This is a genomic window from Pseudomonas sp. SH10-3B (assembly GCF_019891415.1).
GTDB lineage: Bacteria > Pseudomonadota > Gammaproteobacteria > Pseudomonadales > Pseudomonadaceae > Aquipseudomonas.
In genome coordinates, this window is sequence record NZ_JAFLXD010000006.1 from 116,884 (window position 1) to 143,554 (window position 26,671).

Annotated in this window: 21 protein-coding genes; 19 read left to right on the plus strand and 2 right to left on the minus strand. The window is 59.2% G+C overall.

Going from position 1 to position 26,671, the window contains the following annotated elements; all coding sequences use genetic code 11:
• Positions 1-37 precede the first annotated feature (37 nt).
• Complete coding sequence (locus tag J1G35_RS07070) at positions 38-2,740, minus strand: [protein-PII] uridylyltransferase (protein WP_053137266.1); 2,703 nt, start codon at positions 2,738-2,740, stop codon at positions 38-40.
• A 66-nt stretch (positions 2,741-2,806) separates the two neighbouring features.
• Positions 2,807-3,589 (minus strand): type I methionyl aminopeptidase, encoded by a 783-nt coding sequence (gene map / locus J1G35_RS07075; RefSeq protein WP_053137263.1) that lies wholly within the window; start codon positions 3,587-3,589, stop codon positions 2,807-2,809.
• Between the two features lie 387 nt (positions 3,590-3,976).
• On the opposite strand from map, the gene rpsB reads away from it, so the two are divergent.
• From rpsB to J1G35_RS07170, 19 genes are all read left to right on the plus strand, one after another.
• Positions 3,977-4,714, plus strand: a complete 738-nt coding sequence (gene rpsB, locus J1G35_RS07080) for a 30S ribosomal protein S2 (protein ID WP_003219330.1) — start codon at positions 3,977-3,979, stop codon at positions 4,712-4,714.
• Positions 4,715-4,906: 192 nt separating this feature from the next.
• On the plus strand, positions 4,907-5,770 hold the full coding sequence (gene tsf, locus J1G35_RS07085; RefSeq protein ID WP_027604480.1) for a translation elongation factor Ts: 864 nt from the start codon (positions 4,907-4,909) through the stop codon (positions 5,768-5,770).
• 210 nt (positions 5,771-5,980) lie between these two features.
• A complete protein-coding gene (gene pyrH / locus J1G35_RS07090) occupies positions 5,981-6,724 on the plus strand; it encodes a UMP kinase (protein WP_003172271.1) in 744 nt (247 codons plus the stop codon).
• Positions 6,721-7,278, plus strand: coding sequence for a ribosome recycling factor (frr, locus tag J1G35_RS07095; RefSeq protein WP_053137260.1), 558 nt, complete (start codon positions 6,721-6,723; stop codon positions 7,276-7,278). Before pyrH ends, frr begins: the two co-directional genes overlap by 4 nt.
• 17 nt (positions 7,279-7,295) lie before the next feature.
• Complete coding sequence (uppS, locus tag J1G35_RS07100) at positions 7,296-8,051, plus strand: polyprenyl diphosphate synthase (RefSeq protein ID WP_053137257.1); 756 nt, start codon at positions 7,296-7,298, stop codon at positions 8,049-8,051.
• Complete coding sequence (locus J1G35_RS07105) at positions 8,052-8,861, plus strand: phosphatidate cytidylyltransferase (protein ID WP_053137254.1); 810 nt, start codon at positions 8,052-8,054, stop codon at positions 8,859-8,861.
• Positions 8,858-10,048, plus strand: a complete 1,191-nt coding sequence (ispC, locus tag J1G35_RS07110) for a 1-deoxy-D-xylulose-5-phosphate reductoisomerase (RefSeq protein WP_223014258.1) — start codon at positions 8,858-8,860, stop codon at positions 10,046-10,048. Before J1G35_RS07105 ends, ispC begins: the two co-directional genes overlap by 4 nt.
• 53 nt (positions 10,049-10,101) lie before the next feature.
• Positions 10,102-11,454 (plus strand): sigma E protease regulator RseP, encoded by a 1,353-nt coding sequence (gene rseP, locus J1G35_RS07115; protein ID WP_223014260.1) that lies wholly within the window; start codon positions 10,102-10,104, stop codon positions 11,452-11,454.
• A 74-nt stretch (positions 11,455-11,528) separates the two neighbouring features.
• Entirely contained in the window at positions 11,529-13,916 is a 2,388-nt protein-coding gene (gene bamA / locus J1G35_RS07120) for an outer membrane protein assembly factor BamA (RefSeq protein WP_053137245.1), read from the plus strand.
• Positions 13,917-13,961: 45 nt separating this feature from the next.
• Positions 13,962-14,465: an OmpH family outer membrane protein gene (locus J1G35_RS07125; RefSeq protein ID WP_003172279.1), complete on the plus strand. Its 504-nt coding sequence runs from the start codon at positions 13,962-13,964 to the stop codon at positions 14,463-14,465.
• 3 nt (positions 14,466-14,468) lie between these two features.
• The gene (gene lpxD / locus J1G35_RS07130) at positions 14,469-15,524 is read left to right on the plus strand and encodes a UDP-3-O-(3-hydroxymyristoyl)glucosamine N-acyltransferase (protein ID WP_053137242.1); all 1,056 of its coding nucleotides are present in this window, start codon (positions 14,469-14,471) and stop codon (positions 15,522-15,524) included.
• 110 nt (positions 15,525-15,634) lie between these two features.
• The gene (fabZ, locus tag J1G35_RS07135; RefSeq protein WP_003172281.1) at positions 15,635-16,075 is read left to right on the plus strand and encodes a 3-hydroxyacyl-ACP dehydratase FabZ; all 441 of its coding nucleotides are present in this window, start codon (positions 15,635-15,637) and stop codon (positions 16,073-16,075) included.
• Complete coding sequence (gene lpxA / locus J1G35_RS07140; protein WP_053137239.1) at positions 16,072-16,848, plus strand: acyl-ACP--UDP-N-acetylglucosamine O-acyltransferase; 777 nt, start codon at positions 16,072-16,074, stop codon at positions 16,846-16,848. Before fabZ ends, lpxA begins: the two co-directional genes overlap by 4 nt.
• Positions 16,849-16,850: 2 nt before the next feature.
• Positions 16,851-17,990, plus strand: a complete 1,140-nt coding sequence (gene lpxB, locus J1G35_RS07145; protein WP_223014262.1) for a lipid-A-disaccharide synthase — start codon at positions 16,851-16,853, stop codon at positions 17,988-17,990.
• On the plus strand, positions 17,987-18,619 hold the full coding sequence (gene rnhB / locus J1G35_RS07150; RefSeq protein ID WP_053137233.1) for a ribonuclease HII: 633 nt from the start codon (positions 17,987-17,989) through the stop codon (positions 18,617-18,619). The genes lpxB and rnhB overlap by 4 nt, the downstream gene beginning before the upstream one ends.
• 77 nt (positions 18,620-18,696) lie before the next feature.
• Complete coding sequence (gene dnaE, locus J1G35_RS07155) at positions 18,697-22,218, plus strand: DNA polymerase III subunit alpha (protein ID WP_053137230.1); 3,522 nt, start codon at positions 18,697-18,699, stop codon at positions 22,216-22,218.
• A gap of 128 nt (positions 22,219-22,346) precedes the next feature.
• A complete protein-coding gene (locus J1G35_RS07160) occupies positions 22,347-23,294 on the plus strand; it encodes an acetyl-CoA carboxylase carboxyltransferase subunit alpha (RefSeq protein ID WP_003172288.1) in 948 nt (315 codons plus the stop codon).
• Between the two features lie 160 nt (positions 23,295-23,454).
• Positions 23,455-24,765: a tRNA lysidine(34) synthetase TilS gene (gene tilS / locus J1G35_RS07165; RefSeq protein WP_223014264.1), complete on the plus strand. Its 1,311-nt coding sequence runs from the start codon at positions 23,455-23,457 to the stop codon at positions 24,763-24,765.
• A 273-nt stretch (positions 24,766-25,038) separates the two neighbouring features.
• Positions 25,039-26,670 (plus strand): CTP synthase, encoded by a 1,632-nt coding sequence (locus tag J1G35_RS07170; protein ID WP_053137224.1) that lies wholly within the window; start codon positions 25,039-25,041, stop codon positions 26,668-26,670.
• Position 26,671 lies beyond the last annotated feature (1 nt).

The following is a 26,671-nucleotide window of genomic DNA, read 5'->3' on the forward strand; positions in this document are numbered from 1 at the left end:
CTCGTTCAATTCATTGGAAGCAAAAAAAGGCTGTCGGTCAGATACTCAAGCGCGATAACTCAACGCTATTTTCCTGATTGACGCTCAACTGCTGGACGATGGCTTCCTGCAAGCGGCGGCACAGTTCCGGGTCGGACAGCGGCTGGTTATCGGCATCGGTAATAAAGAACACGTCTTCCACCCGTTCGCCCAGGGTTGCGATCTTGGCGTTCTGCAGTGACAAATCGAACTCCAGGAAAATGCCGCCGATCCTTGCCAGCAGGCCTGGCCGGTCCGGCGCGCTGAGCTCCAGCACCGTGACCGGACGCTGGGCATCGTTGGAAATGGTCACCTGGGGCGCAAAGGCAAAGTGCTTGAGCTGGCGCGGTACCCGACGTTGGATGATGGTCGGGTAGTCGTCCGGGTTGCGCAGCGCTTCGGTCAGGCCTTCGCGGATCTTTTTCACCCGCGCCGGGTTATCGCCGATGGACTCGCCTTCGGTATCCAGCACGATGTAGGTGTCGAGGGTGAACTGGCTGCTGGAGGTGATGACCCGGGCGTCATGGATGTTCAGGTTTAGCTGGTCCATGGCCGCCACGGTCACCGCGAAGAAGTCGTGCTGGTCGGGCGCATAGATGAAGATCTGCGTACCGCCTTCGAATTCGCGCTGGGTGGTTTCCTTGATCAGCACCAGCGGGCCGCCATCAGCCGGTTGCTGCAGGATCGCGTCGGTGTGCCAGGCCACATCGCCGGCGGTGTGGCGCAGGAAGTAATCGTCACCCAATTGCGACCACAGTTGCTCGACGTCGTCCGGGTCGTTGCCACCGCGCACCAGGATATCCAGCGCCGCGCTTTGGGTGCGGCGGATCTGCTCTTCGCGGTCCACCGGGTTTTCCAGGCCTCGGCGCAGGGCACGCTTGGTCTCGGTGTAGAGCTGGCGCAACAGGCTGGCGCGCCAGGAGTTCCATAGGGTCGGATTGGTGGCGTTGATATCGGAGACGGTCAGCACGTACAGGTAGTCGAGGCGGGTTTCATCGCCGACGATCTGCGCGAAATCGTGGATCACCTGCGGGTCGGACAAGTCCTTGCGCTGGGCGGTGGTCGACATCACCAGGTGGTTCTGCACCAGCCAGACGATCAGGCGGCTGTCCCACAGTGGCAACTGGTGGCGCTGGCAGAACGCCTCGGCATCCACTGCGCCGATTTCCGAGTGATCACCGTGCCGGCCCTTGCCGATGTCGTGGTACAGGCCGGCGAGGTAGATCAACTCCGGCTTAGGCAGCTTGGCCATGAGCTTGCTGGCCAGCGGGAATTTCTCGGACACCTGGGTGTACTGCAACTTACGCAGGTGCTTGATCAGGTTCAGGGTGTGGGCGTCCACGGTATAGATGTGGAACAGGTCGTGCTGCATCTGCCCGACGATAAAGCCGAACTCCGGCAGGTAGCGCCCGAGGATGCCGTAGCGGTTCATGCGGCGCAGGTTGCGGTGGATGCCGATCTTGCACTTGAACAGCTCGATAAACAGGCTGGTGTTGCGAATGTCGTTGCGAAAGTCATCGTCGATCAGGTGACGGTTTTCCCGCAGCAGGCGGATGGTATCGGCGCGTACGCCCTTGATTTCCGGCTGCTGGGCCATCAGCACGAAGATTTCCAGCATGGCGAACGGGGTGCGGCGGAACACGTTGTCGTTGCGCGCCTCGATATAGCCGTCGTGCAACTGGAAGCGCGAATTGATCGGCTGCGGCGGAGCTTCGTCTTCGGGGGCGAGGATCACTTCTTCGAAGTGCTGGATGATCAGGTCGCTGAGCTGGGCGATGCTCATGACTACCCGATAGTACTGCTGCATGAAGCTTTCGATGCTGGTCTTCGCGTCTTCGCCTTCAAACCCCAGCAGGGTGGCGATGGAGCGTTGGTGGTCGAACAGCAGGCGGTCTTCGGAGCGCCCGGCGAGCATGTGCAGGGCGTAGCGCACTTTCCACAGGAATTCCTGGGACGACGCCAGCAGGGCGTTTTCGCTTTCCACCAGGAAGCCTTCGCCGGCCAGGGCGCGCAGGTTCAGAGTGCCGTATTGGCGACGCGCTACCCACAGAATCGTCTGGATATCGCGCAGCCCACCTGGGGAGCCTTTGACGTTGGGTTCCAGGTTGTATTCGGTGTCGTTGTACTTGTGGTGCCGGGCCTTCTGTTCGGCACGCTTGGCCAGGAAGAAATCCTTGCTCGGCCACATGTGCGCGGTGCTGGTGACTTCGAGCATGCGCTGGCGCAAGCGCTCGGGGCCGGCGATGGTGCGGCTTTCCATCAGGTTGGTGATGACGGTGAGGTCGGCGCGGGCCTCTTCGGCGCATTCGTCCACCGAGCGCACGCTCTGGCCGACTTCCAGGCCGATGTCCCACAGCAGCGTCAGAAAACGCTCGATGGAATCGCGAAAGATCTCATGGTCGGCGCTGTCCAGCAGGATCAGCAGGTCGATGTCGGAGTAGGGGTGCAGCTCGCCACGGCCGTAGCCGCCGACCGCCACCAGGGCAATATCGGCGTCTTCACTCCAACTGAACTGTTCCCAGGCCTTTTGCAGGATGTTATCGACGAACCAGGCGCGGTCCTCGATCAGCCGGCGGATGTCCCGGCCGCTGCGAAAGCGCTCGTCGAGCACCTCGCGGGCCTGGCGGATGGCCTTTTTGAACGCGGCAATGGGGCTCGCTTTCAGTGCCAGCTCCGCCTGGAACTGGCCACGGTCGAAGAGTTCGGGATCCACCTGGGGCATCGATCGGCTTTCCTTTCTATCTAGTCAGTCAGTCACAACACAGTTGGGGAAAACCTTGGCAGCCTTTTATGCGGAGACGCGTGGGATCGTGTCGTCGGCGCGCAGGGTGAAGATCTCGTAGCCGGTTTCGGTGACCAGCAGGGTGTGTTCCCACTGGGCCGAGAGCTTGCGGTCCTTGGTGATGGCCGTCCAGCCGTCGCCCAATACCTTGGTGTCGGCCTTGCCTTGGTTGATCATCGGCTCGATGGTGAAAGTCATGCCTGCCTTGAGCTCCATGCCGGTGCCTGCGCGGCCGTAGTGCAGGATCTGCGGTTCTTCGTGGAACACGGTGCCGATACCGTGGCCGCAGAATTCACGCACCACCGAGAAACCGTTCTTTTCGGCGTGCTTCTGGATCACTTCACCGATGTCGCCCAGGCGGCAGCCAGGCTTGACGATTTCGATAGCCTTGTACATGCATTCCTGGGTGACCTGGGACAGGCGCTCCGCCCAGACCGGCACGGTGCCGACGTGGAACATGCGGCTGGTGTCGCCGAAGTAGCGGTCCTTGATCACGGTGACGTCGATGTTCAGGGTGTCGCCGTCCTTCAACGGCTTGTCGCCCGGGATCCCGTGGCAGACCACGTGGTTGACCGAAGTGCAGATCGACTTGGGGAAACCCTTGTAGTTCAGGGGGGCAGGGATGGCCTTTTGCACATTGACGATATAGTCATGGCAGATCTGGTTCAGGGTTTCGGTGGTAACGCCGGGCTTGACGTGCTCGGCAATCATTTCCAGTACGTCGGCAGCCAGCTTGCCGGCAATGCGCATGCCGGCGATGTCTTCGGCGGTTTTCAAACTAACGGTCATACAGGCTCTCTCTAGCGCGACGCGCTGAAATCAATACGGTTTACGGGCGTGCGACAAAAGGTTGCTGAATTCGCACAAGCCACAAAAAACGCGATTCTAACAGACGCGGGCGGCAAATCATGAGCCCCTGACGATCGCTTCTCTCTATCAGCTGGGGTTATATCGGCTCTATTCAAAGGCTTGCGCACAAGTCGCGGATGCCAAATGTGATTGCGGGTTTCGTTTTCGCCCTTCGTGTGGTATAAAATGCGCCGCTTTCCGGGGATACCCCGAAAAGCTTAAATCCACACACGTGTCGACACGATGACCTGGGTGCCGGAGGCCTTGATGCCGCTGGTTGGTCATTGGGATACGTGGAGGCCAAACCCGACTTATTAAGGAACTATCATGTCCCAAGTCAACATGCGCGATATGCTGAAGGCCGGTGTGCACTTCGGTCACCAGACCCGTTACTGGAACCCGAAAATGGGTAAATACATTTTCGGCGCGCGTAACAAGATCCACATCATCAACCTTGAAAAAACCCTGCCAATGTTCAACGAAGCTCTGACTTTCGTAGAGCGCCTGGCCCAGGGCAAAAACAAGATTCTGTTCGTCGGCACCAAGCGTTCCGCTGGCAAGATCGTTGCTGAAGAAGCAGCACGTTGCGGTTCGCCGTACGTGGATCACCGCTGGTTGGGCGGCATGCTGACCAACTTCAAAACCATCCGTGCTTCCATCAAGCGTCTGCGTGACCTTGAAGTGCAAGCCGAAGACGGTACTTTCGCCAAGCTGACCAAGAAAGAAGCGCTGATGCGCACTCGTGACCTGGAAAAGCTCGATCGTTCCCTGGGTGGTATCAAGGACATGGGCGGTCTGCCTGACGCACTGTTCGTTATCGACGTTGATCACGAGCGCATCGCGATCACCGAAGCCAACAAGCTGGGCATCCCTGTTATCGGCGTAGTCGATACCAACAGCAGCCCGGAAGGCGTTGACTACATCATCCCAGGCAACGATGACGCAATCCGCGCTATCCAGCTGTACATGGGTTCGATGGCTGACGCTGTAATCCGTGGTCGCAACCACGTTGCTGGTGGTACCGAGCAGTTCGTTGAAGAAGCTCCGGTAGCTGCAGCTGAGTAATTGACGCCCTGGCGTTGACTCAGTAAGCAAAAAGGGGGCTTGGCCCCCTTTTTGCCACCTCGAAAACCATTTGTGAGCAGCGCAGCTACATCACCTGTAACGTGCAGCGGCTAACAAGGGTGGTTCGGGAAGAATTGATCCCCCGTTCGATCGGGTGGAATGGTTGAAAACCTATCCAAGAGGAATTTGAAAATGGCAGCAATTACTGCAGCGTTGGTTAAAGAACTGCGTGAGCGTACCGGCGAAGGCATGATGGATTGCAAGAAAGCCCTGGAAAAGGCTGACGGCGACATCGAAAAAGCCATTGATGACATGCGTGCTTCCGGCGCCATCAAGGCTGCCAAGAAAGCAGGCAACGTGGCTGCTGAAGGCGCTATCGCTCTGAAAGAAGACGGCAAATCTGCTGTTCTGCTGGAAGTGAACTCTCAGACCGACTTCCTGGCCCTGCAGGACGACTTCAAGGCATTTGTTGCTGCCAGCGTTGAAAAAGCGTTCGCCGACAAACTGACTGACGTTGCTCCGCTGATCGCCGCTCAAGAAGCTGATCGCCTGGTACTGGTTGGCAAGGTTGGCGAAAACGTCAACATCCGTCGCCTGGTACGCGTTGAAGGTGATGTTGTTGGTGGTTACCTGCACGGCAACAAAATCGGCGTTGCAGTTGTCCTGAAGGGCGGCAACGTTGAGCTGGCCAAGGACATCGCTATGCACGTAGCGGCCAGCAACCCTGAGTTCCTGCTGCCTTCGGAAGTTTCTGCCGAAGCGATCGAGCGTGAAAAAGCTGTGTTCCTGCAGCTGAACGAAGAGAAAATCAAAGGCAAGCCAGAAAACATTGTTGAAAATATGGTCAAGGGCCGTATCAGCAAGTTCCTGGCCGAAGCAAGCCTGGTTGAGCAGGCGTTCGTCAAGAACCCTGAAATCAAGGTTGGCGAACTGGCTAAGAAAGCCGGTGCTGAAATCGTTTCCTTCACTTACTTCAAAGTAGGCGAAGGCATCGAGAAGCCGGTCGACAACTTCGCTGAAGAAGTTGCTGCCCAGCTGGCTGCCGCCAAGCAATAAGACAGTTTTCAACTGTCGCCCGAAAGAGGCTGCCCGCTCACGCGCGCAGCCTCTTTTCAAATGGGCAGGCCGATTTTATTTGGCTTACCCTCGGAACTGGCTTACAAAGCCGTGTTCCGATGGCGCTGTGAGAGCGTCCAGCTAGAGTGAACGCAAGCCGTAAACGGCTCGCCAAGAATTTTTAAAAATACGCCGCAGGAGAGATTCGCAATGGCTCAGCAGGGCAGTGGTTATCAGGCTCGCTATAAACGCATTCTACTCAAGCTTAGCGGCGAGGCCCTGATGGGCTCGGAAGAGTTCGGGATCGATCCCAAGGTCCTCGACCGTATGGCGCTGGAAGTCGGCCAATTGGTCGGCATCGGCGTACAAGTCGGCCTGGTGATCGGCGGGGGCAACCTATTCCGCGGTGCGGCACTGAGTGCGGCCGGTATGGATCGGGTCACCGGCGACCACATGGGCATGCTGGCCACTGTGATGAACGCCCTGGCCATGCGCGACGCCCTGGAGCGTGCCAATATCTCGGCTATCGTGATGTCGGCTATTTCCATGGTGGGCGTGACCGATCACTATGATCGCCGCAAAGCCATGCGCCACCTGAATGCCAAGGAAGTGGTGATCTTCGCTGCTGGCACGGGCAACCCGTTCTTCACCACCGATTCGGCGGCGTGCCTGCGCGCTATCGAGATCGATGCTGATGTGGTGCTCAAAGCGACCAAGGTTGATGGCGTCTACACCGCAGACCCATTCAAAGACCCGCATGCCGAGAAGTTCGATCATCTGACCTACGATGAAGTGCTGGATCGCAAGCTGGGTGTGATGGACCTGACGGCTATTTGCCTGTGCCGCGACCACAAGATGCCGCTGCGCGTATTTAACATGAACAAGCCCGGTGCCCTGCTGAATATCGTACACGGCGGCGCGGAAGGGACTCTGATCGAGGAAGGCCAACAATGATCAACGAAATCAAGAAAGACGCTCAAGAGCGTATGCAGAAATCCCTGGACTCTCTGAACCACGCATTTGGTCAGATTCGTACCGGCAAGGCTCACCCAAGCATCCTGGGTAGCGTGATGGTGCCGTACTACGGCGCAGATACTTCCATCACCCAGGTGGCCAACATCACCGTAAAAGACTCGCGTACCCTGCAAGTCGTGGCTTTCGAGCGCAATATGCTCGCCGCAGTCGACAAGGCCATCCAAAGCGCCGGCCTGAACCTCAACCCGACCAACCTGGGTGAGTTGCTGCTGATCTCCATGCCTGCCCTGACTGAAGAGACCCGCAAGGGCTTCACCAAGCAGGCGCGCAGTGCAGCTGAAGACGCTCGCGTTGCCGTACGCAACATCCGTCGCGATGCCTTGGGCGACCTGAAGAAGCTGGTCAAGGACAAGGAAATCAGCGAAGACGAAGAGCGTCGTGCCATCGCTGATATCGATAAGCTGACCAAGGAATCCGAGGCCCAGATCACCAAGGCCACCGAAGAAAAAGAAAAGGACCTGATGGCCGTATAAGGGGTCAGGACGCCTTCATGGAAAAGACCAAGCAGACTGTGCCCTCTGTGGTGCCGCGCCATGTCGCGATCATCATGGATGGGAATAATCGCTGGGCGAAAAAACGCTTTATGCCGGGTGTCGCCGGGCATAAAGCGGGTGTCGATGCAGTGCGGGCTGTGGTTGAGGTGTGTGCAGAGGCCAAGGTCGAGGTATTGACCTTGTTCGCTTTCTCCAGTGAAAACTGGCAGCGGCCCGCCGAAGAAGTCAGCGCCTTGATGGATTTGTTCTTCAAGGCGCTGCGTCGTGAGGCCAAGCGCCTTAATGACAACAACATCAGTCTGCGCATCATCGGTGATCGTTCGCGGTTCCATCCGGAGCTGCAGGCGGCCATGCGCGAAGCCGAGGCCATCACTGCTGGCGCTGACCGTTTTGTGTTGCAGATCGCAGCCAACTACGGCGGTCAGTGGGATATCGCCCAGGCTGCGCAGCGGCTGGCCCGCGAGGTGCAGGCAGGTCATCTGCGGCCGGACGACATCACGCCTGAACTGTTGCAAACCTGTCTGGTGACCGGCGACCTGCCGCTGCCTGACTTGTGCATCCGCACGGGCGGTGAGCATCGCATCAGCAATTTCCTCCTGTGGCAGTTGGCCTACACCGAGCTGTACTTCTCCGACCTGTTCTGGCCGGACTTCAAACACGATGCCATGCGTACTGCGCTGGCCGATTTCGCTTCCCGTCAGCGTCGCTTCGGTAAAACGAGTGAGCAGATCGAAGCTGGAGCCCGGGTTTAAATGCTTAAACAACGAATCATCACAGCACTGATCCTGTTGCCGATCGCCTTGTGCGGGTTTTTCCTGCTCGATGGTTCCGGCTTTGCACTGTTTATCGGCCTGGTCGTCACCCTGGGCGCCTGGGAATGGGCGCGTTTGGCAGGTTTCAGCGAGCAGCTGCCGCGTGTGGTGTATGCCGTTGTCGTGGCGGTACTGCTGTTTCTGATGCATACCCTGTCGAGCATCATCGTGCCTTGGGTGTTGGGCGCGGCGGTACTGTGGTGGGCGCTTGCGACCTACCTGGTGCTGACTTTTCCGCGCAGCAGTGGTCAGTGGGCCAGTGTTGCCAGCAAGTTGGTGATCGGTTTGTTGATTCTGCTGCCGGCCTGGCAAGGGCTGGTGGAGATCAAGAATTCGCCGATGGGCAACTGGCTGATCATGGCGGTGATGGTGCTTGTCTGGGGCGCTGATATCGGCGCCTACTTCTCGGGTCGGGCATTCGGCAAGCGCAAGCTGGCGCCGGCAGTCAGTCCGGGCAAGAGCTGGGAAGGGGTGTATGGTGGCCTCGCGCTTACGCTGGTGATCACGCTTGTGGTGGGTGTGGTGCGCGACTGGTCGGTGAAGGAGATCCTCCTGGCGCTGATCGGTACGGCCATCGTCGTGTTTATCTCGGTAGTGGGTGATCTCACTGAAAGCATGTTCAAGCGCCAGGCCGGGATCAAGGACAGCAGCAACCTGCTGCCGGGGCATGGCGGCGTGCTGGACCGTATCGATAGCCTTACTGCCGCCATCCCGATCTTTGCCGTGCTGCTGTGGATGACTGCTTCGTGAGCCGCCTGCAACAAGTGACCGTGCTGGGTGCAACCGGCTCGGTAGGCTTGAGTACCCTGGATGTGATCGCCCGTCATCCTGACCGCTATCAAGTGTTTGCCTTGACCGGGTTCACCCGCCTGAGCGAGTTGTTGGCGTTGTGTGTGCGCCATGTGCCGCGCTTTGCTGTAGTGCCTGAAAGTTTGGCAGCGCGGAACCTGCAGGATGATCTGCGGGCCGCCGGGCTGGCCACTCAGGTGCTGGTGGGGGAGGAGGGATTGTGTCAGGTCTCGGCCGCTGCTGAGGTGGATACGGTGGTCGCCGCTATCGTCGGTGCCGCCGGCTTGCGTCCGACCTTGGCTGCCGTGGACGCCGGCAAGAAGATCCTGCTGGCCAACAAAGAAGCGCTGGTGATGTCTGGGGCGCTCTTTATGCAGGCGGTGCGCAAGAGCGGTGCCGTACTGCTGCCCCTCGACAGTGAGCACAACGCAATCTTCCAGTGCATGCCCGGTGACTTTGCCCGCGGCCTGAGCCAGGTTGGCGTGCGTCGGATTCTGCTGACCGCTTCGGGTGGCCCTTTTCGGCAAACTCCCTTGGCGGAGTTGGAGCACGTGTCACCAGATCAGGCGTGCGCGCACCCGAACTGGTCGATGGGGCGCAAGATCTCCGTGGACTCGGCAAGCATGATGAATAAAGGCCTGGAGTTGATCGAGGCGTGCTGGTTGTTCGATGCGCGACCAGATCAGGTCGAGGTGGTGATTCACCCGCAAAGTGTGATCCATTCACTGGTCGATTATGTGGATGGCTCGGTATTGGCTCAATTGGGCAATCCCGATATGCGTACGCCCATCGCCAATGCCCTGGCCTGGCCTGAGCGGATTGATTCCGGCGTGGCGCCATTGGATCTGTTTACTATTGCCCGCCTGGACTTTGAAGCGCCGGACGAGCAGCGTTTTCCTTGTCTGCGCCTGGCGCGTGAGGCAGCGGAGGCTGGTAACAGCGCGCCGGCGATGCTTAATGCGGCGAATGAAGTGGCTGTGGCGGCGTTTCTCGAGCGGCGCATCCGTTTTCCGCAGATCGCGAGTATCATCGAGGACGTCCTGGGGCTTGAGCCCGTAGTGGCAGTGAATGACCTCGGCGCGGTATTCGAGGCAGATACCAAGGCACGTGCCTTGGCCGAACAATGGTTGAACCGCAACGCGCGTTAATCTGTGGGCGCGATTGAGCCTTTGGGCACTGGATTGGGATGCGGAGAAATTAGATGAGTGCGCTTTACATGATTGTCGGCACCCTGGTTGCTCTGGGCGTGCTGGTTACCTTCCACGAATTCGGCCACTTCTGGGTGGCACGTCGTTGCGGCGTCAAGGTACTGCGCTTTTCCGTCGGCTTCGGCATGCCGCTTGTTCGCTGGCACGACCGGCGTGGCACCGAATTCGTGATTGCGGCTATCCCGTTGGGTGGCTACGTCAAGATGCTCGATGAGCGTGAAGGCGAAGTGCCGGCCGATCAGTTGGACCAATCCTTCAATCGCAAGACCGTTCGTCAGCGTATCGCTATTGTTGCCGCGGGTCCGATCGCCAACTTCCTGTTGGCGATGGTGTTTTTCTGGGTGTTGGCCATGCTCGGCAGCGAGCAGGTGCGCCCGGTCATCGGCGCAGTCGAGGCGGACAGCATCGCAGCCAAGGCAGGTCTGGTCGCGGGGCAGGAAATTGTATCCATTGATGGCGAGCCGACTACGGGTTGGGGCGCGGTCAATTTGCAGCTGGTGCGTCGCTTGGGTGAGAGCGGTACCGTCAATGTTGTGGTGCGTGAGCAGGATTCCAGTGCCGAAACTCCGCGCGCGTTGGCTCTGGATCATTGGCTCAAGGGTGCTGATGAGCCTGATCCAATCAAGTCCCTGGGTATCCGACCCTGGCGTCCTGCGCTGCCGCCAGTCCTTGACGAGCTGGATCCGAAAGGTCCGGCCCAAGCTGCTGGCCTGAAAACCGGCGATCGCCTGCTGGCCCTCGATGGCCAGGTGCTGAGTGAGTGGCAGCAGGTGGTCGACCTCGTACGTGTACGTCCTGATACCAAAATTGTGCTGAAAATTGAGCGCGACGGTGCTCAAATCGACATCCCCGTGACCCTGGCGGTACGTGGGGAAGCCAAGGCAGCCGGGGGTTACCTGGGCGCTGGTGTCAAGAGTCCGGAGTGGCCGCCGTCAATGGTGCGTGAGGTCAGTTTCGGGCCGTTGGCGGCAATTGGCGAGGGTGCAAAACGCACCTGGACCATGAGTGTGCTGACACTCGAATCCCTTAAGAAAATGTTGTTCGGCGAGCTCTCGGTAAAAAACTTGAGTGGACCGATAACCATTGCTAAAGTGGCGGGCGCTTCTGCCCAGTCGGGTGTCGCGGATTTCCTGAATTTCCTGGCTTATCTGAGTATTAGCCTGGGGGTTCTGAATTTGCTGCCCATTCCTGTATTGGATGGGGGGCATCTGTTGTTTTATCTGGTCGAGTGGGTGCGTGGTCGCCCCTTGTCGGATCGGGTGCAGGGTTGGGGGATACAGATCGGTATCAGTTTGGTGGTCGGGGTGATGTTATTAGCCTTGGTCAACGATCTGGGTCGACTGTAACGCTTCGCTGAATTGCGAATCTGCCGCATTTTGCGGCAGTTTGTTTATTGCCAGTTGGAATAAGAAAGGACTTCATGAAACGTCTGCTGCTAACTGCGGTTCTCACCGTATTGATGATCGCCGAAGTTCACGCCGAGTCCTTCACTATCTCCGATATTCGCGTCAACGGCCTCCAGCGGGTTTCCGCGGGTAGCGTGTTTGGTGCGTTGCCGTTGAACGTCGGGGAACAGGCTGATGACCGTCGCCTGGTGGAATCCACTCGTGCGCTGTTCAAAACCGGGTTCTTTCAAGACATCCAACTGGGTCGCGAAGGTAACGTCCTGGTCATCACCGTCGTCGAGCGACCGTCTGTCGCCAGTATCGAGATCGAAGGCAACAAGGCGATCTCCACTGAAGACCTGATGAAGGGCCTGAAGCAATCCGGCCTGGCCGAGGGCGAGATCTTCCAGCGCGCCACCCTTGAAGGTGTGCGTAATGAACTGCAACGCCAGTACGTTGCCCAGGGGCGCTACTCCGCGACCGTGGAAACGGAAGTGGTGCCGCAGCCACGTAACCGTGTCGGCCTCAAGGTCAACATCAACGAAGGCACCGTGGCGGCGATTCAGCACATCAACGTGGTGGGCAATACCAAGTTCGCTGATGAAGACCTGATCGACCTGTTCGAACTCAAGACCACCAACTGGCTGTCGTTCTTCAAGAACGATGACAAGTACGCCCGTGAAAAACTCTCCGGTGACCTGGAGCGTCTGCGCTCCTACTACCTGGACCGTGGCTACATCAACATGGATATCGCTTCGACCCAGGTGTCCATCACCCCGGACAAGAAGCACGTCTACATCACTGTCAACGTCAATGAAGGTGAGAAGTACAAGGTTCGTGACGTGAAGCTCAGCGGCGACCTGAAAGTACCTGAAGACCAGGTCAAGGCCCTGCTGCTGGTGCAGAAAGACCAGGTGTTCTCGCGCAAGCTGATGACCACCACGTCCGAACTGATCACCCGTCGCCTGGGTAACGAAGGCTATACCTTCGCCAACGTCAACGGCGTGCCGACCCCGCACGATGAAGACCACACGGTGGACATCACCTTTGTCGTCGATCCAGGCAAGCGTGCCTACGTGAACCGTATCAACTTCCGTGGCAACACCAAGTCTGCGGACGAAGTGCTGCGCCGCGAAATGCGCCAGATGGAAGGTGGCTGGGCGTCGACCTATCTGATCGACCAGTCCAAGACCCGTCTTGAGCGCCTGGGCTTCTTCAAGGAAGTGAACGTCGAAACCCCGGCCGTACCGGGTGTGGATGACCAGGTTGACGTGAATTACGCCGTGGAAGAGCAAGCGTCGGGTTCGATCACCGCCAGCGTCGGTTTCGCACAGAGTGCCGGTCTGATCCTCGGTGGTTCCATTACCCAGAACAACTTCCTGGGTACCGGTAACAAGGTGTCCATCGGCCTGACCCGAAGCGAATACCAGAGCCGCTATAACTTCGGTTATGTGGACCCCTACTGGACTGCAGACGGTGTGAGCCTGGGCTACAACGCCTTCTACCGCACCACCGACTACAAAGACCTCGACGTTGACGTAGCAAGCTATGCAATCGACAGCCTGGGCGTGGGCGCCAACATCGGTTACCCGATCAGCGAGACCTCGCGCCTGACCTTCGGCCTGACTGCGCAACAGGATGAGATCAAGACAGGTGTATACACCGTGGATGAGATCTTTGACTTCACCCGCAAGGAAGGTGACAAGTTCCTGAACTTCAAGGCGTCCGCCGGCTGGTCCGAGTCGACCCTGAACAAAGGTGTACTGGCTACCCGTGGTCACTCCCAGAGCCTGACTCTGGAAGCAACGACGCCAGGCAGCGACCTGTCGTTCTTCAAGCTCGACTACCGTGGCCAGTTGTTCCAGCCACTGAGCGATAACTACACCATGCGCCTGCACACTGAGCTGGGTTATGGCGATGGTTATGGTTCGACCAACGGCTTGCCGTTCTATGAAAACTATTATGCAGGTGGTTTCAACTCGGTACGTGGCTTCAAGGACAGCACGTTGGGTCCGCGTGGTACACCGAGCCGTGGTGTTGGGGTGACCGGTAACCAGGGCACCGTAGCTGACTCCGACAACGACCCGCTGCCATTCGGTGGTAACGTGTTGATCCAGGGTGGTGCGGAAATCCTGTTCCCGCTGCCGTTCGTCAAAGATCAGCGGTCCCTGCGAACTTCGGTCTTCTGGGACGTGGGTAACGTGTTCGACTCCAAGTGCGAACAGATCACCAACCCAAGCGGCGTGAAGTCCAGGACTGAGTGCAACGACGTAAGTCTCAGCAACCTGGCGAGCTCGGTGGGTGTAGGTGTGACCTGGGTGACTGCGCTTGGCCCGTTGAGCTTTGCTCTGGCCATGCCGATCAAGAAACCGGATAACGCTGAAACCCAGATTTTCCAATTCTCCCTCGGCCAGACGTTCTAAGCGTCTGACCCAAGATAACGACAACGGATTCTGTAGGAGTACATCGTGCGTAAGTTGACTCAATTGGTTCTGCTGGCCACTGTGCTGGTAACCACCCCGGCCTTCGCCGAAATGAAGATCGCCGTCCTGAACTATCAAATGGCCCTGCTGGAATCCGACGCGGCCAAGAAATACGCCGTGGATGCCGAGAAAAAATTCGGTCCGCAACTGACCAAGCTCAAGACTCTGGAAAGCAGTGCCAAGGGCATCCAGGACCGCCTGGTAGCGGGTGGCGACAAGATGCAGCAAGGCGAACGCGAGCGTCTGGAGCTTGAGTTCAAGCAAAAGGCCCGTGACTATCAGTTCCAGTCCAAGGAACTGAACGAAGCCAAGGCTGTTGCTGACCGCGAAATGCTCAAGCAGCTCAAGCCTAAACTCGACAGCGCAGTGGAAGAAGTCATCAAGAAAGGTGCTTTTGACCTGGTGTTCGAGCGTGGCGCAGTGATCGACGTCAAGCCTCAATACGACATCACCCGTCAGGTGATCGAGCGCATGAACCAGCTGAAGTAAGCCATGACCGCGACTATCAAGCTCGGCGAGTTGGCCGAGTTCCTGGGAGCCACCTTGCGTGGTTCCCCGGAGAAGGAAATCACTGGGCTAGCCACCTTGCAGGAGGCTGGCCCAGCTCAGTTGAGCTTCCTCGCAAATCCTCAATACCGTAAATACCTCGTCGACAGCCAAGCCGCAGCCGTGTTGTTGAAGGCGGCTGATGCCGAAGGGTTTGCCGGGGATGCGCTGGTGGTGCCCGACCCTTACCTGGCCTATGCGCAGGTGTCGCACCTGTTCGATCCGAAACCCAAGGCTGCCGGCGGTATTCATCCGTCTGCGGTGATCGCCGATGATGCCCAGGTTGACCCTGCGGCGAGCATTGGCGCCTTTGCGGTGATCGAGAGCGGCGCGCGTATCGCGGCCGGTGTAACGGTCGGCGCGCATTGCTTTATCGGCGCTCGCTGTGTAATCGGCGCCGACGGTTGGTTGGCGCCTCGCGTGACCCTGTACCACGATGTGCGTATCGGTGAGCGTGTGGTCATTCAATCGGGGGCGGTGATCGGTGGCGAAGGCTTCGGCTTTGCCAACTCGAAAGGCGTCTGGCACAAGATTGCCCAGGTCGGCGGCGTATTGATCGGCGACGACGTGGAGATTGGTGTCAACACCGCTGTCGATCGTGGGGCCTTGGCCGATACCGTGATCGGTAACGGCGTGAAGCTCGACAACCAGATCCAGATCGCCCACAACGTGCAGATTGGCGATCACACCGCCATGGCCGCGTGTGTAGGCATTTCCGGCAGCACCAAAATCGGCAAGCATTGCATGCTCGCCGGTGGCGTAGGTCTGGTAGGACATATCGATATTTGCGACAACGTCTTCATCACCGGCATGACCATGGTCACCCACTCGATTACCGAGCCGGGCGCCTACTCTTCCGGTACCGCCATGCAGCCCGCAGCTGAATGGCGCAAGAGTGCAGCACGTTTGAGGCAGCTCGACGACATGGCTCGACGTCTCAAACAGCTGGAAAAGCGTGTTGGGGACGTGACCCCTGGCGGTAATGCTTCATCTGAAGGCTGATACCATTTCCATATCAAGTGTGCACAGCCGCTAGACTGCCTCCTTGATTTGCTAGCGGGGCGTGCGTTTAGTCGCCCGCCCCCAATCTTTATTACAGGCTTCCCCCCGAAATGATGGACATCAACGAGATTCGCGAATACCTGCCTCACCGTTACCCGTTCCTGCTGGTGGACCGCGTAGTGGACCTCAATGTTGAGGAAAAGCGCATTCGTGCCTACAAGAATGTCAGCATCAACGAACCGTTCTTCAACGGTCACTTCCCCGCGCATCCCATCATGCCGGGCGTATTGATCATTGAAGCGATGGCCCAGGCTGCCGGTATCCTTGGTTTCAAAATGCTCGACCTCAAGCCTGCCGATGGCACGCTTTACTATTTCGTGGGCTCCGACAAGTTGCGTTTCCGTAACCCGGTCACCCCGGGTGACCAGTTGATCCTGGAAGCCAAGTTCATCAGCTGCAAGCGCCAGATCTGGAAGTTCGAATGCCAGGCCTCGGTAGACGGCAAGCCGGTGTGCTCCGCCGAGATCATCTGTGCGGAACGCAAACTATGAGTTTGATTGACCCTCGCGCAATCATCGATCCGTCGGCCGTTCTGGCCGCCGACGTTGAGGTCGGCCCCTGGTCGATCATCGGCGCAGGTGTGGAAATCGGCGAGGGGACTGTCATCGGGCCGCACGTGATCCTCAAAGGTCCGACCCGCATTGGCAAACACAATCGTATCTACCAGTTTTCCTCGGTAGGCGAAGACACCCCGGACATGAAGTACAAGGGTGAAGAGACACGCTTGGTAATCGGTGATCACAACATCATCCGTGAAGGCGTGACCATTCACCGTGGCACCGTGCAGGATCGTGCCGAGACCACGCTGGGTGATCACAACCTGGTCATGGCCTATGCCCATATCGGCCATGACAGCGTCATCGGCAACCACTGCATCCTGGTCAACAACACAGCGTTGGCCGGCCATGTGCACGTTGATGATTGGGCCATCCTGTCCGGCTTTACCCTGGTGCATCAGTATTGCCATATCGGTGCCCACAGCTTTTCCGGCATGGGTACCGCCATCGGCAAGGACGTTCCGGCGTTCGTCACGGTGTTCGGCAACCCGGCCGAAGCCCGCAGCATGAATTTCGAGGGCATGCGCCGTCGTGGCTTCAGCGAAGAGGCGATCCACGCCCTGCGCCGCGCCTACAAAGTGGTCTACCGCCAGGGGCTGACGGTCGACCAGGCATTGACCCAACTGGCCGAGCCGGCAGCGTTGTTCCCGGAAGTCGCGGTGTTCCGTGACTCGATCCAGGCGTCGACTCGCGGCATCACCCGCTGATCATGGCGAATCTGCGTATCGCGCTGGTGGCCGGAGAAGCCTCCGGCGACATTTTGGGTGCAGGTCTTATGCGGGCGCTCAAGGCCCAGCACCCTGCGGTGGAATTTATCGGCGTCGGCGGCCCACTGATGCAGGCTGAAGGCCTCACTTCCTACTTTCCCATGGAGCGCTTGTCGGTCATGGGGCTGGTCGAGGTGCTGGGTCGCCTGCGTGAGCTCCTGGCTCGTCGCAAGCTGCTGATTCAGACTCTCATCGAAGAAAAGCCCGACGTCTTTATCGGAATCGATGCACCGGACTTCACCCTCAATATCGAACTCAAGTTGCGTCAGGCCGGGATCAAGACGGTGCACTACGTCAGCCCCTCCGTGTGGGCATGGCGGCAGAAGCGCGTACTGAAGATCCGCGAAGGTTGTGACTTGATGTTGACGTTGCTGCCGTTCGAGGCGCGGTTCTACGAAGAGAAGGGCGTGCCGGTACGGTTTGTCGGGCATACCCTGGCTGACACCATTCCCTTGCAGGCCGACCGGGCTGCAGCTCGTGCCCAACTGGGTTTGCCCGACGGCCCGCTGGTCGCGTTGATGCCGGGCAGCCGCGGCGGCGAAGTCGGTCGTTTGGCCAGTGTGTTTTTCGATGCAGCCGAACGCCTGCAAGCCTTGAAACCGGGCGTGCGTTTCGTGCTGCCCTGCGCCAGCCCGCAGCGTCGCGCGCAGATCGAGTCGCTGCTGGTCGGGCGCAATCTGCCCTTGACCCTGCTTGACGGCCAGTCGCACCTGGCCCTGGCGGCCTGTGATGCGGTGTTGATCGCTTCGGGTACCGCGACCTTGGAGGCCCTGCTCTACAAGCGCCCGATGGTCGTGGCCTATCGCCTGGCACCGCTGACGTTCTGGATTCTCAAGCGCATGGTCAAAAGCCCTTACATCTCCTTGCCCAACTTGCTCGCCCAGCGTCTGTTGGTGCCGGAGTTGTTGCAGGACGATGCAACGCCCGAAGCCCTCGCGCAAACCCTACTGCCCTTGATCGACGGCGGCGAAGAACAGACCCGTGGTTTTGACGACATCCACCGTACCCTGCGTCGTGATGCGTCGAACCAGGCGGCAGACGCCGTGTTGACCTTGATCGGGCATAAACAGGAAACGTTATGAGCACGCAAATGGGCCTGGATTTCAGCCTGGTTGCCGAAGCCCACGAACTGGTGGCCGGTGTTGACGAAGTAGGGCGCGGTCCGCTGTGTGGTGCGGTGGTTACGGCGGCCGTGATCCTGGATCCGAACCGTCCGATCCTGGGTCTCAACGACTCGAAAAAACTCACCGAAGCGCGCCGTGAAAAGCTCTACGACGAAATCTGTGAAAAGGCGCTGAGCTGGCACATCGCCCGGGCTGAAGTCGAAGAAATCGACGAATTGAACATTCTGCACGCCACAATGCTGGCCATGCAGCGTGCCGTTGAAGGCCTGCATATCACGCCAAAACTGGCGATGATCGACGGTAACCGTTGCCCGAAGCTGGCGATGCCGGCTGAAGCGGTGGTCAAGGGCGATAGCAAGGTTCCAGCCATTGCCGCCGCTTCGATCCTGGCCAAGGTCAGCCGAGACCGTGAAATGGCGGCCTTCGAATTGATTTACCCCGGCTACGGTATCGGGGGGCACAAAGGCTATCCGACGCCCGTTCATCTGGAAGCCCTGGCCCGTCTCGGCCCCACGCCGATCCACCGTCGCTCGTTCGCCCCGGTGCGCCAGGCTTACGAGGCGCGTGAGAGCCTCAGCGAGGTGTAGTCGCGAGGCTGATGTTTTTGCCAAGGCCCGGTACAATCCCGGGCCTTGTTGTTTCTAAGTTTCTAGACAGGATCACTATGCCGGCTTCATTCGTTCACCTGCGCCTGCACACTGAATACTCCCTGGTCGACGGCCTGGTACGGATCAAACCCCTGGTCAAAACCTTGGTGGGCATGAACATGCCTGCGGTCGCGGTTACCGATCAGAACAACATGTGTTCCCTGGTCAAGTTCTACAAGAACGCCATGGGCGCCGGCATCAAGCCGATCTGCGGCGCCGACCTGTGGCTGTCCAACAAAGACCCGGATAACCCCCTGAGCCGCATCAGCCTGCTGGCGATGAATGGCGTGGGTTATCGCAACCTCACCGAATTGATTTCCCGTGGCTTTATCGACGGTCAGCGCAACGGCTCGATCATCATCGAGCGCGAATGGGTCGCCGAGGCCAGCGAAGGCCTGATCATGCTGTCGGCCGCCAAGGAGGGCGAGATCGGTATCGCGCTGCTGGGCGGCAATCCCCATGAAGCCGAAGTACTGGCGAGTGAGTGGATGCAGGTCTTCCCCGACCGTTTCTACCTGGAAGTTCAGCGCACCAACCGCCCCAACGATGAAGAGCACCTGCACGCCGCTGTGGCCCTGGCCGACAAGCTGGGCGCGCCGTTGGTGGCGACCAACGATGTGCGCTTTATCAAGAAAGAGGATTTCGAAGCCCACGAAACCCGCGTGTGCATCGGCGAAGGCCGGGCCCTGGATGACCCGCGCCGCTCCAAGAACTACAGCGAAGAGCAGTACCTCAAGAGCGCGGAGGAGATGGCCGAGCTGTTCAGCGACCTGCCCGAGGCCCTGGAAAACTCCGTCGAGATCGCCAAGCGCTGCAATATTGAAGTGAAGCTGGGCAAGCACTTTTTGCCCAACTTCCCGATTCCCGATGGCATGACCATCGACGAGTATTTCCGCAAGGTATCGTTTGATGGTCTGGAGGAGCGGCTCTCCGTCCTGCTGCCCAAGGACACCACCGAAGATTACGAGGCCAAGCGCCAGGTCTATGTCGATCGGCTGAATTTCGAGCTGGATATTATCATCCAGATGGGGTTCCCCGGTTACTTCCTGATCGTGATGGACTTTATCCAGTGGGCCAAAAGCAACGGCGTACCGGTAGGTCCGGGCCGGGGGTCGGGTGCCGGCTCGCTGGTCGCCTATGTACAGAAGATCACCGACCTTGACCCGCTGGAATATGACCTGCTGTTCGAACGGTTCCTGAACCCGGAACGGGTCTCCATGCCCGACTTCGACGTCGACTTCTGCATGGACGGTCGCGACCGCGTGATCGAATACGTGGCCGAGAAATACGGCCGCAACGCCGTGAGCCAGATCATCACCTTCGGTTCCATGGCGGCCAAGGCGGTAATCCGTGACGTGGCCCGGGTGCAGGGCAAGTCCTACGGCCTGGCGGACCGCCTGTCGAAGATGATCCCGTTCGAAGTCGGCATGACCCTCGAAAAGGCCTACGAACAGGAAGAAATCCTGCGCGACTTCATCAAGATCGATGAAGAGGCCGCCGAAATCTGGGACATGGCGCGCAAACTGGAAGGCGTGGTGCGTAACGTCGGTAAACACGCCGGCGGTGTGGTAATTGCGCCGACCAAGCTGACTGACTTTTCGCCTATCTATTGCGATGAAGAGGGCGGCGGCCTGGTTACCCAGTTCGACAAGGACGATGTGGAGGCGGCCGGCCTGGTGAAGTTCGACTTCCTTGGCCTGCGGACCCTGACGATCATCGACTGGGCACTCAAGACCATCAACCGCGACCGCGCCAAGGTCAACGAAGCGCCGCTGGATATCGCGTTCATCCCGCTGGACGACAAGCCGACTTACCAATTGCTGCAAAAAGCTGAAACCACGGCGGTGTTCCAGCTTGAGTCGCGGGGTATGAAAGAGCTGATCAAAAAGCTCAAGCCCGACTGCCTGGAAGACTTGATCGCACTGGTGGCCCTGTTCCGTCCGGGCCCTCTGCAATCAGGCATGGTGGATGACTTCATCAACCGTAAGCACGGTCGCGCCGAGCTGGCGTACCCGCACTCCGACTACCAGTATGAAGGCCTCAAGCCAGTACTGGCGCCGACCTACGGCATCATCCTGTACCAGGAACAGGTGATGCAGATCGCCCAGGTCATGGCCGGCTACACCCTCGGTGGTGCGGACATGCTGCGTCGTGCCATGGGTAAGAAAAAGCCCGAGGAAATGGCCAAGCAGCGCGGCGGTTTCATTGAAGGTTGCGCCACCAACAATATCGACGCGGACCTCGCCGGTAACATTTTCGACCTGGTGGAAAAATTCGCCGGTTACGGCTTCAACAAATCCCACTCCGCCGCCTACGGCCTGGTGTCGTACCAAACCGCCTGGCTGAAGGCCCACTACCCGGCGCCGTTCATGGCTGCGGTACTTTCGGCGGATATGCACAACACCGACAAGGTCGTGACCTTGATCGAGGAAGTGCGCACCATGAAGCTGCGCCTCGACGCGCCGGACGTGAACGCCTCGGAGTTCAAGTTCACGGTGAACGACGAAGGCCGCATCATCTATGGCCTGGGCGCTATCAAGGGCGTCGGTGAAGGCCCGGTGGAAGCCATCACCGAAGCGCGCCAGGACGGACCGTTCAAGGATTTGTTCGACTTCTGCGCACGGGTTGACCTCAAGCGCATCAACAAACGTACCCTCGATGGTCTTATCCGCAGCGGCGCACTCGACCGTCTCGGCCCGTATTTCCATGATGAGCCGAAGGCGTACCAGGCGAATATCGACCGCAACCGCGCGGTGCTGCTCACCGCCATGGAAGAAGCGATCAAGGCCGCCGAACAGACCGCCCGGACCCACGACAGCGGCCACGCCGACCTGTTTGGCGGGTTGTTCGTCGAAGAAGATGCGGATGTGTATGCCAACCACCGCAAGGCCAAGGACCTGACCCTCAAGGAGCGCCTCAAGGGTGAAAAAGACACCTTGGGCCTGTACCTCACCGGTCACCCGATTGACGAATATGAAGGCGAAATCCGCCGTTTTGCCCGTCAACGTATTATCGACCTGAAGCCGGCGCGGGATACCCAGACCGTCGCCGGCATGATCATCGCCCTGCGAGTGATGAAAAACAAAAAGGGCGACAAGATGGGCTTTATCACCCTCGACGACCGCTCGGGCCGGATCGAAGCGTCGCTGTTTGCCGACGCCTTTCACTCCGCGCAGTCGTTGCTGCAGACCGACGCGATGGTGGTGGTGGAAGGCGAGGTCAGCAACGATGACTTCTCCGGCGGCCTGCGCCTGCGGATCAAGCGGGTGATGAGCATGGAAGATGCGCGCACCAACCTGGCCGAGAGCCTGCGCCTGAAGGTGAAAACCGAAGCCCTCAAGGGCGATCAGCTACGCTGGTTGGGTGACCTGCTCAAGCGCCATCGTGGCGCGTGCCCGGTGACCATGGAGTACACCGGCAATGACGCCAAGGCCATGTTGCAGTTCGGTGAGACCTGGCGAATTGATCCCGCTGATGGCTTGATTCAAGCATTGCGTGACCAGTTCGGGCGAGACAACGTCTTCCTCCAATACCGTTGACGGTCAGAACGCCTGACCTCGGCTCAACATTTAATCTCGACCTAAACGCGCCTCTCCCTTAAGGTAGGGCGCGAATAGACAACCGGCTGGCCAGGCACTCCCTGGCCGTCGACCCAAGACGGACGCTTATGAACCCGAATTTTCTTGATTTCGAACAGCCGATCGCTGACCTGCAAGCCAAGATCGAAGAACTGCGCCTGGTCGGCAATGACAATTCGCTGAACATCGGCGATGAGATTGCCCGCCTGCAAGACAAGAGCAGCACGCTCACCGAAGACATCTTCGGCAAGCTGACCAGCTGGCAGATCGCGCGCCTGGCCCGCCACCCGCGCCGTCCGTACACCCTGGACTACATTCAGCACATCTTCACCGAGTTCGACGAGTTGCACGGCGACCGCCACTTCTCCGACGACGCGGCCATCGTGGGCGGTATCGCTCGCCTGGACGACCAGCCGGTCATGGTCATCGGTCACCAGAAAGGCCGTGAAGTGCGTGAGAAAGTGCGTCGCAACTTCGGCATGCCGCGTCCGGAAGGCTACCGCAAGGCCTGCCGCCTGATGGAGATGGCCGAGCGCTTCAAGATGCCGATCCTGACCTTCATCGACACGCCGGGTGCATACCCGGGTATCGACGCCGAAGAGCGCAACCAGAGCGAAGCGATCGCCTGGAACCTGCGCGTCATGTCCCGCCTGAAAACCCCAATCATTGCCACCGTGATCGGTGAAGGTGGTTCTGGCGGCGCACTGGCGATTGGCGTCTGTGACCAGTTGAACATGCTGCAATATTCGACCTATGCGGTGATCTCGCCGGAAGGTTGCGCCTCGATCCTGTGGAAGACCGCAGAAAAGGCGCCGGACGCTGCTGAAGCCATGGGCATCACCGCCGATCGCCTCAAAGGCTTGGGTATCGTCGACAAAGTGATCGCCGAGCCATTGGGCGGCGCCCACCGCGACCCGGCCGCTGCCGCCGCGACTATCCGTGCCGAGTTGGGGTCGCAACTGGCGATGCTCAAGAAGCTGGATAACGAAGCGCTGCTGGCCCGTCGTTACGAGCGCCTGATGAGCTACGGCCTCTAAGGCCGCAGCGGTACTAATGTGGGAGGGGGCTTGCCCCGATTGCTGAGTGTCAGTCACTGTATTCACTGGCTGATGCTCCGCTATCGTGGGCAAGCCCCCTCCCACATTTGCTTTGTGTATGCTTGGCTTGGGTATTCCAGATTTGCGGCGGTAACCTGTGATGAAACCGACTTTATCCGCCAAACTCCTGCACGCCCTAGCCCCCTGGCGCAACGCCCCGTCTTGGCATATCGCCTTCTCTGGTGGTCTTGATTCCACTGTCCTGCTGCATCTCCTGGCCAACGCCGAAGCCCCTCCGCCTCTAAGCGCTGTCCATGTCCACCATGGCCTGCAAGCCGCCGCCGACACCTGGCCGAGCCATTGCCAGTCCATTTGCGACAGGCTGGGCGTGCCCCTGCGCGTAATGCGTGTGCAGGTGCAGCCCGGCGCCAGCCTTGAGCGTGCAGCGCGTGATGCGCGTTACCGGGCGTTTACCGAGGTGATCGGGGCAGGAGAGGTGTTACTCACGGGCCAGCATCGCGACGATCAGGCTGAAACCCTGCTGTTTCGCCTGTTGCGCGGGGCCGGCGTGCGGGGGGCGGCGGCAATGCCTGTGCACCGTCCATTAGCGGGCGGTCATTTGGTGCGGCCGTTGTTGGATGTCTCGCGCGCCGAGTTGGTGGCCTACGCCGATGAGCATCAACTCAAGTGGATCGAAGACCCTTCCAACGCCGACATGCAGTTCTCCCGCAATTACCTGCGCCACCGCGTGATCCCGACGCTGACGGAGCGTTGGCCGCAAGCTGTCTCCAGTCTGGCCCGCACTGCCGAACACCTCGGTGAAGCCCACGCGTTGCTGGGCGAGTTAGCCTGCATGGACTTGCAAGCCGCTGATCAACCTTCACGGTTTCCTTGGCTGGGTTTGCCGTCATTGGACCTTGGCCCATTGCGCGAACTTTCCGACGCCCGTCAGCGCAACCTCCTGCGCCATTGGCTGGCGCAGCTGACCCGGTTACCCGACAGCGACCATTGGGCTGGCTGGTATTCCCTACGCGATGCCAAGGGCGACGCACAGCCCCTATGGCGTCTGGCCGATGGGGCGTTGCACCGTTGCGGCGAACGCATCTGGTGGTTGCCTCGCGCCTGGTCGGAGTTTTCCCACGCATCGGTGAGCTGGCTCGATACGCAAAACCCACTAGAGTTACCCGGCAATGGCGTGCTGACGATTATCGGCAAGGCGCCAGAAGGCCCCTTGGCGGTCCGTTATCGCCAGGGCGGTGAAATGCTTGAAGTGCCAGGCCGAGGCCGGCGTGACTTGAAGCGCTTGCTTAATGAGCGTGGCGTGCCGGGCTTCGTCCGTGGCAGATTGCCGCTGCTGTATCAGGGTGAGCAATTGCTCGGCGTGCCCAACCTCACTGGACTCTGGGCGGCACCGAGTGAAGGCTGGCAATTACATTGGATGCCACAGAGCTGCGATCAAGGTTTGAGCTGATAGAGCCTTTCCGGTAGACTACGCTCCCTTCTTGATACAACTTCTGTGGATTCGCCTGAATCGCAGCAGTTGCCGATTACCAAGCAGTCTTTGCTGGGCGATTCCAAAAAATGTGTAGCGATCAACGTACCGGCGTTTCATTGCTGGTCTGTCACAACGCGGCGGTTTTTTTGAAAGGTGCACTGTGATTAATGCAGGTGATCGGGGGCTTCGGCCTCTCTTCGCTTTCCCCGGCGGCTCGGACCGCTTTAACGCAGACTTCTAGGGTTTTTCATGACGCGCTACATATTCGTCACGGGCGGTGTTGTTTCTTCATTGGGGAAAGGCATTGCCTCCGCTTCATTGGCGGCCATCCTGGAGGCGCGGGGGCTTAAAGTCACCATGCTCAAGCTGGACCCGTACATCAACGTCGACCCGGGCACCATGAGCCCGTTCCAGCACGGTGAAGTGTTCGTCACACACGACGGCGCCGAGACCGACCTGGACCTGGGCCACTACGAGCGGTTCATCCGCACGACCATGACCCAGAACAACAACTTCACCACCGGCCGTGTCTACGAGCACGTGCTGCGCAAAGAGCGCCGTGGCGACTACCTGGGTGCAACCATCCAGGTGATCCCGCACATTACCGACGAAATCAAGCGCCGCATCATCAAGGGTGCGGGCGATGCCGACGTGGCGATGGTCGAGATCGGTGGCACCGTGGGTGACATCGAATCCCAACCGTTCCTCGAAGCCATCCGCCAGTTGCGTTTCGAAGTCGGCGCCAAGCGCGCGATGCTGATGCACCTCACGCTGGTGCCGTACATCGCCACCGCTGGTGAAACCAAAACCAAGCCTACCCAGCACTCGGTCAAGGAACTGCGTTCCATCGGCCTGCAGCCGGACGTGCTGGTATGCCGCTCCGATCACCCGATCGACATTTCCTCGCGTCGCAAGATCGCGCAGTTCACCAACGTTGAAGAACGTGCGGTGATCGCCCTGGAAGACGCCGACACCATCTACAAGATCCCGGGCATCCTGCATTCGCAAGGCCTGGATGATTTTGTGGTCGAGCGTTTCGGCCTGCAGTGCAACGGCGCGGACCTGTCCGAGTGGGAAGCCGTGGTTGACGCCAAGCTCAACCCTGAGCACGAAGTCACCATCGCCATGGTCGGCAAGTACATGGAGCTGCTGGACGCGTACAAGTCGCTGATCGAAGCGATGAGCCACGCCGGCATCAGCAACCGTACCAAGGTCAACCTGCGCTACATCGATTCCGAAGACATCGAGAACCAGGGCACCGCGCTGCTCGAAGGTGTCGATGCGATCCTCGTTCCAGGCGGTTTCGGCCTGCGTGGCGTGGAAGGCAAGATCACCGCCGTGCAATACGCTCGTGAGAACAAGGTGCCGTACCTGGGTATCTGCCTGGGCATGCAAGTGGCTGTTATCGAATTCGCCCGTAACGTGATGGGCTGGAAAGACGCCAACTCCACCGAGTTCGACAGCAAGAGCGGCCACCCGGTCGTGGGCTTGATCACCGAGTGGGAAGATGCCACCGGCGCCGTCGAAACCCGTACCGAAAGCTCCGACCTGGGCGGCACCATGCGCCTTGGCGCGCAAGACTGCCTGCTGGAGCCAGGTTCCCTGGTTCACGATTGCTACGGCAAGGACGTGATCGTTGAACGTCACCGTCACCGCTACGAAGTGAACAACAACCTGCTGCCGCAAATCAAAGAGGCTGGCCTGAAAATCTCCGGTCGCTCCGGTGATGGCGCGCTGGTTGAAGTGGTCGAGGCCCCGGATCATCCTTGGTTCGTCGCTTGCCAGTTCCACCCTGAGTTCACCTCGACTCCACGCGACGGTCACCCGCTGTTCAGCGGTTTCGTCAAAGCCGCACTGACGCAACATCAGAAGAAGGCGTAAA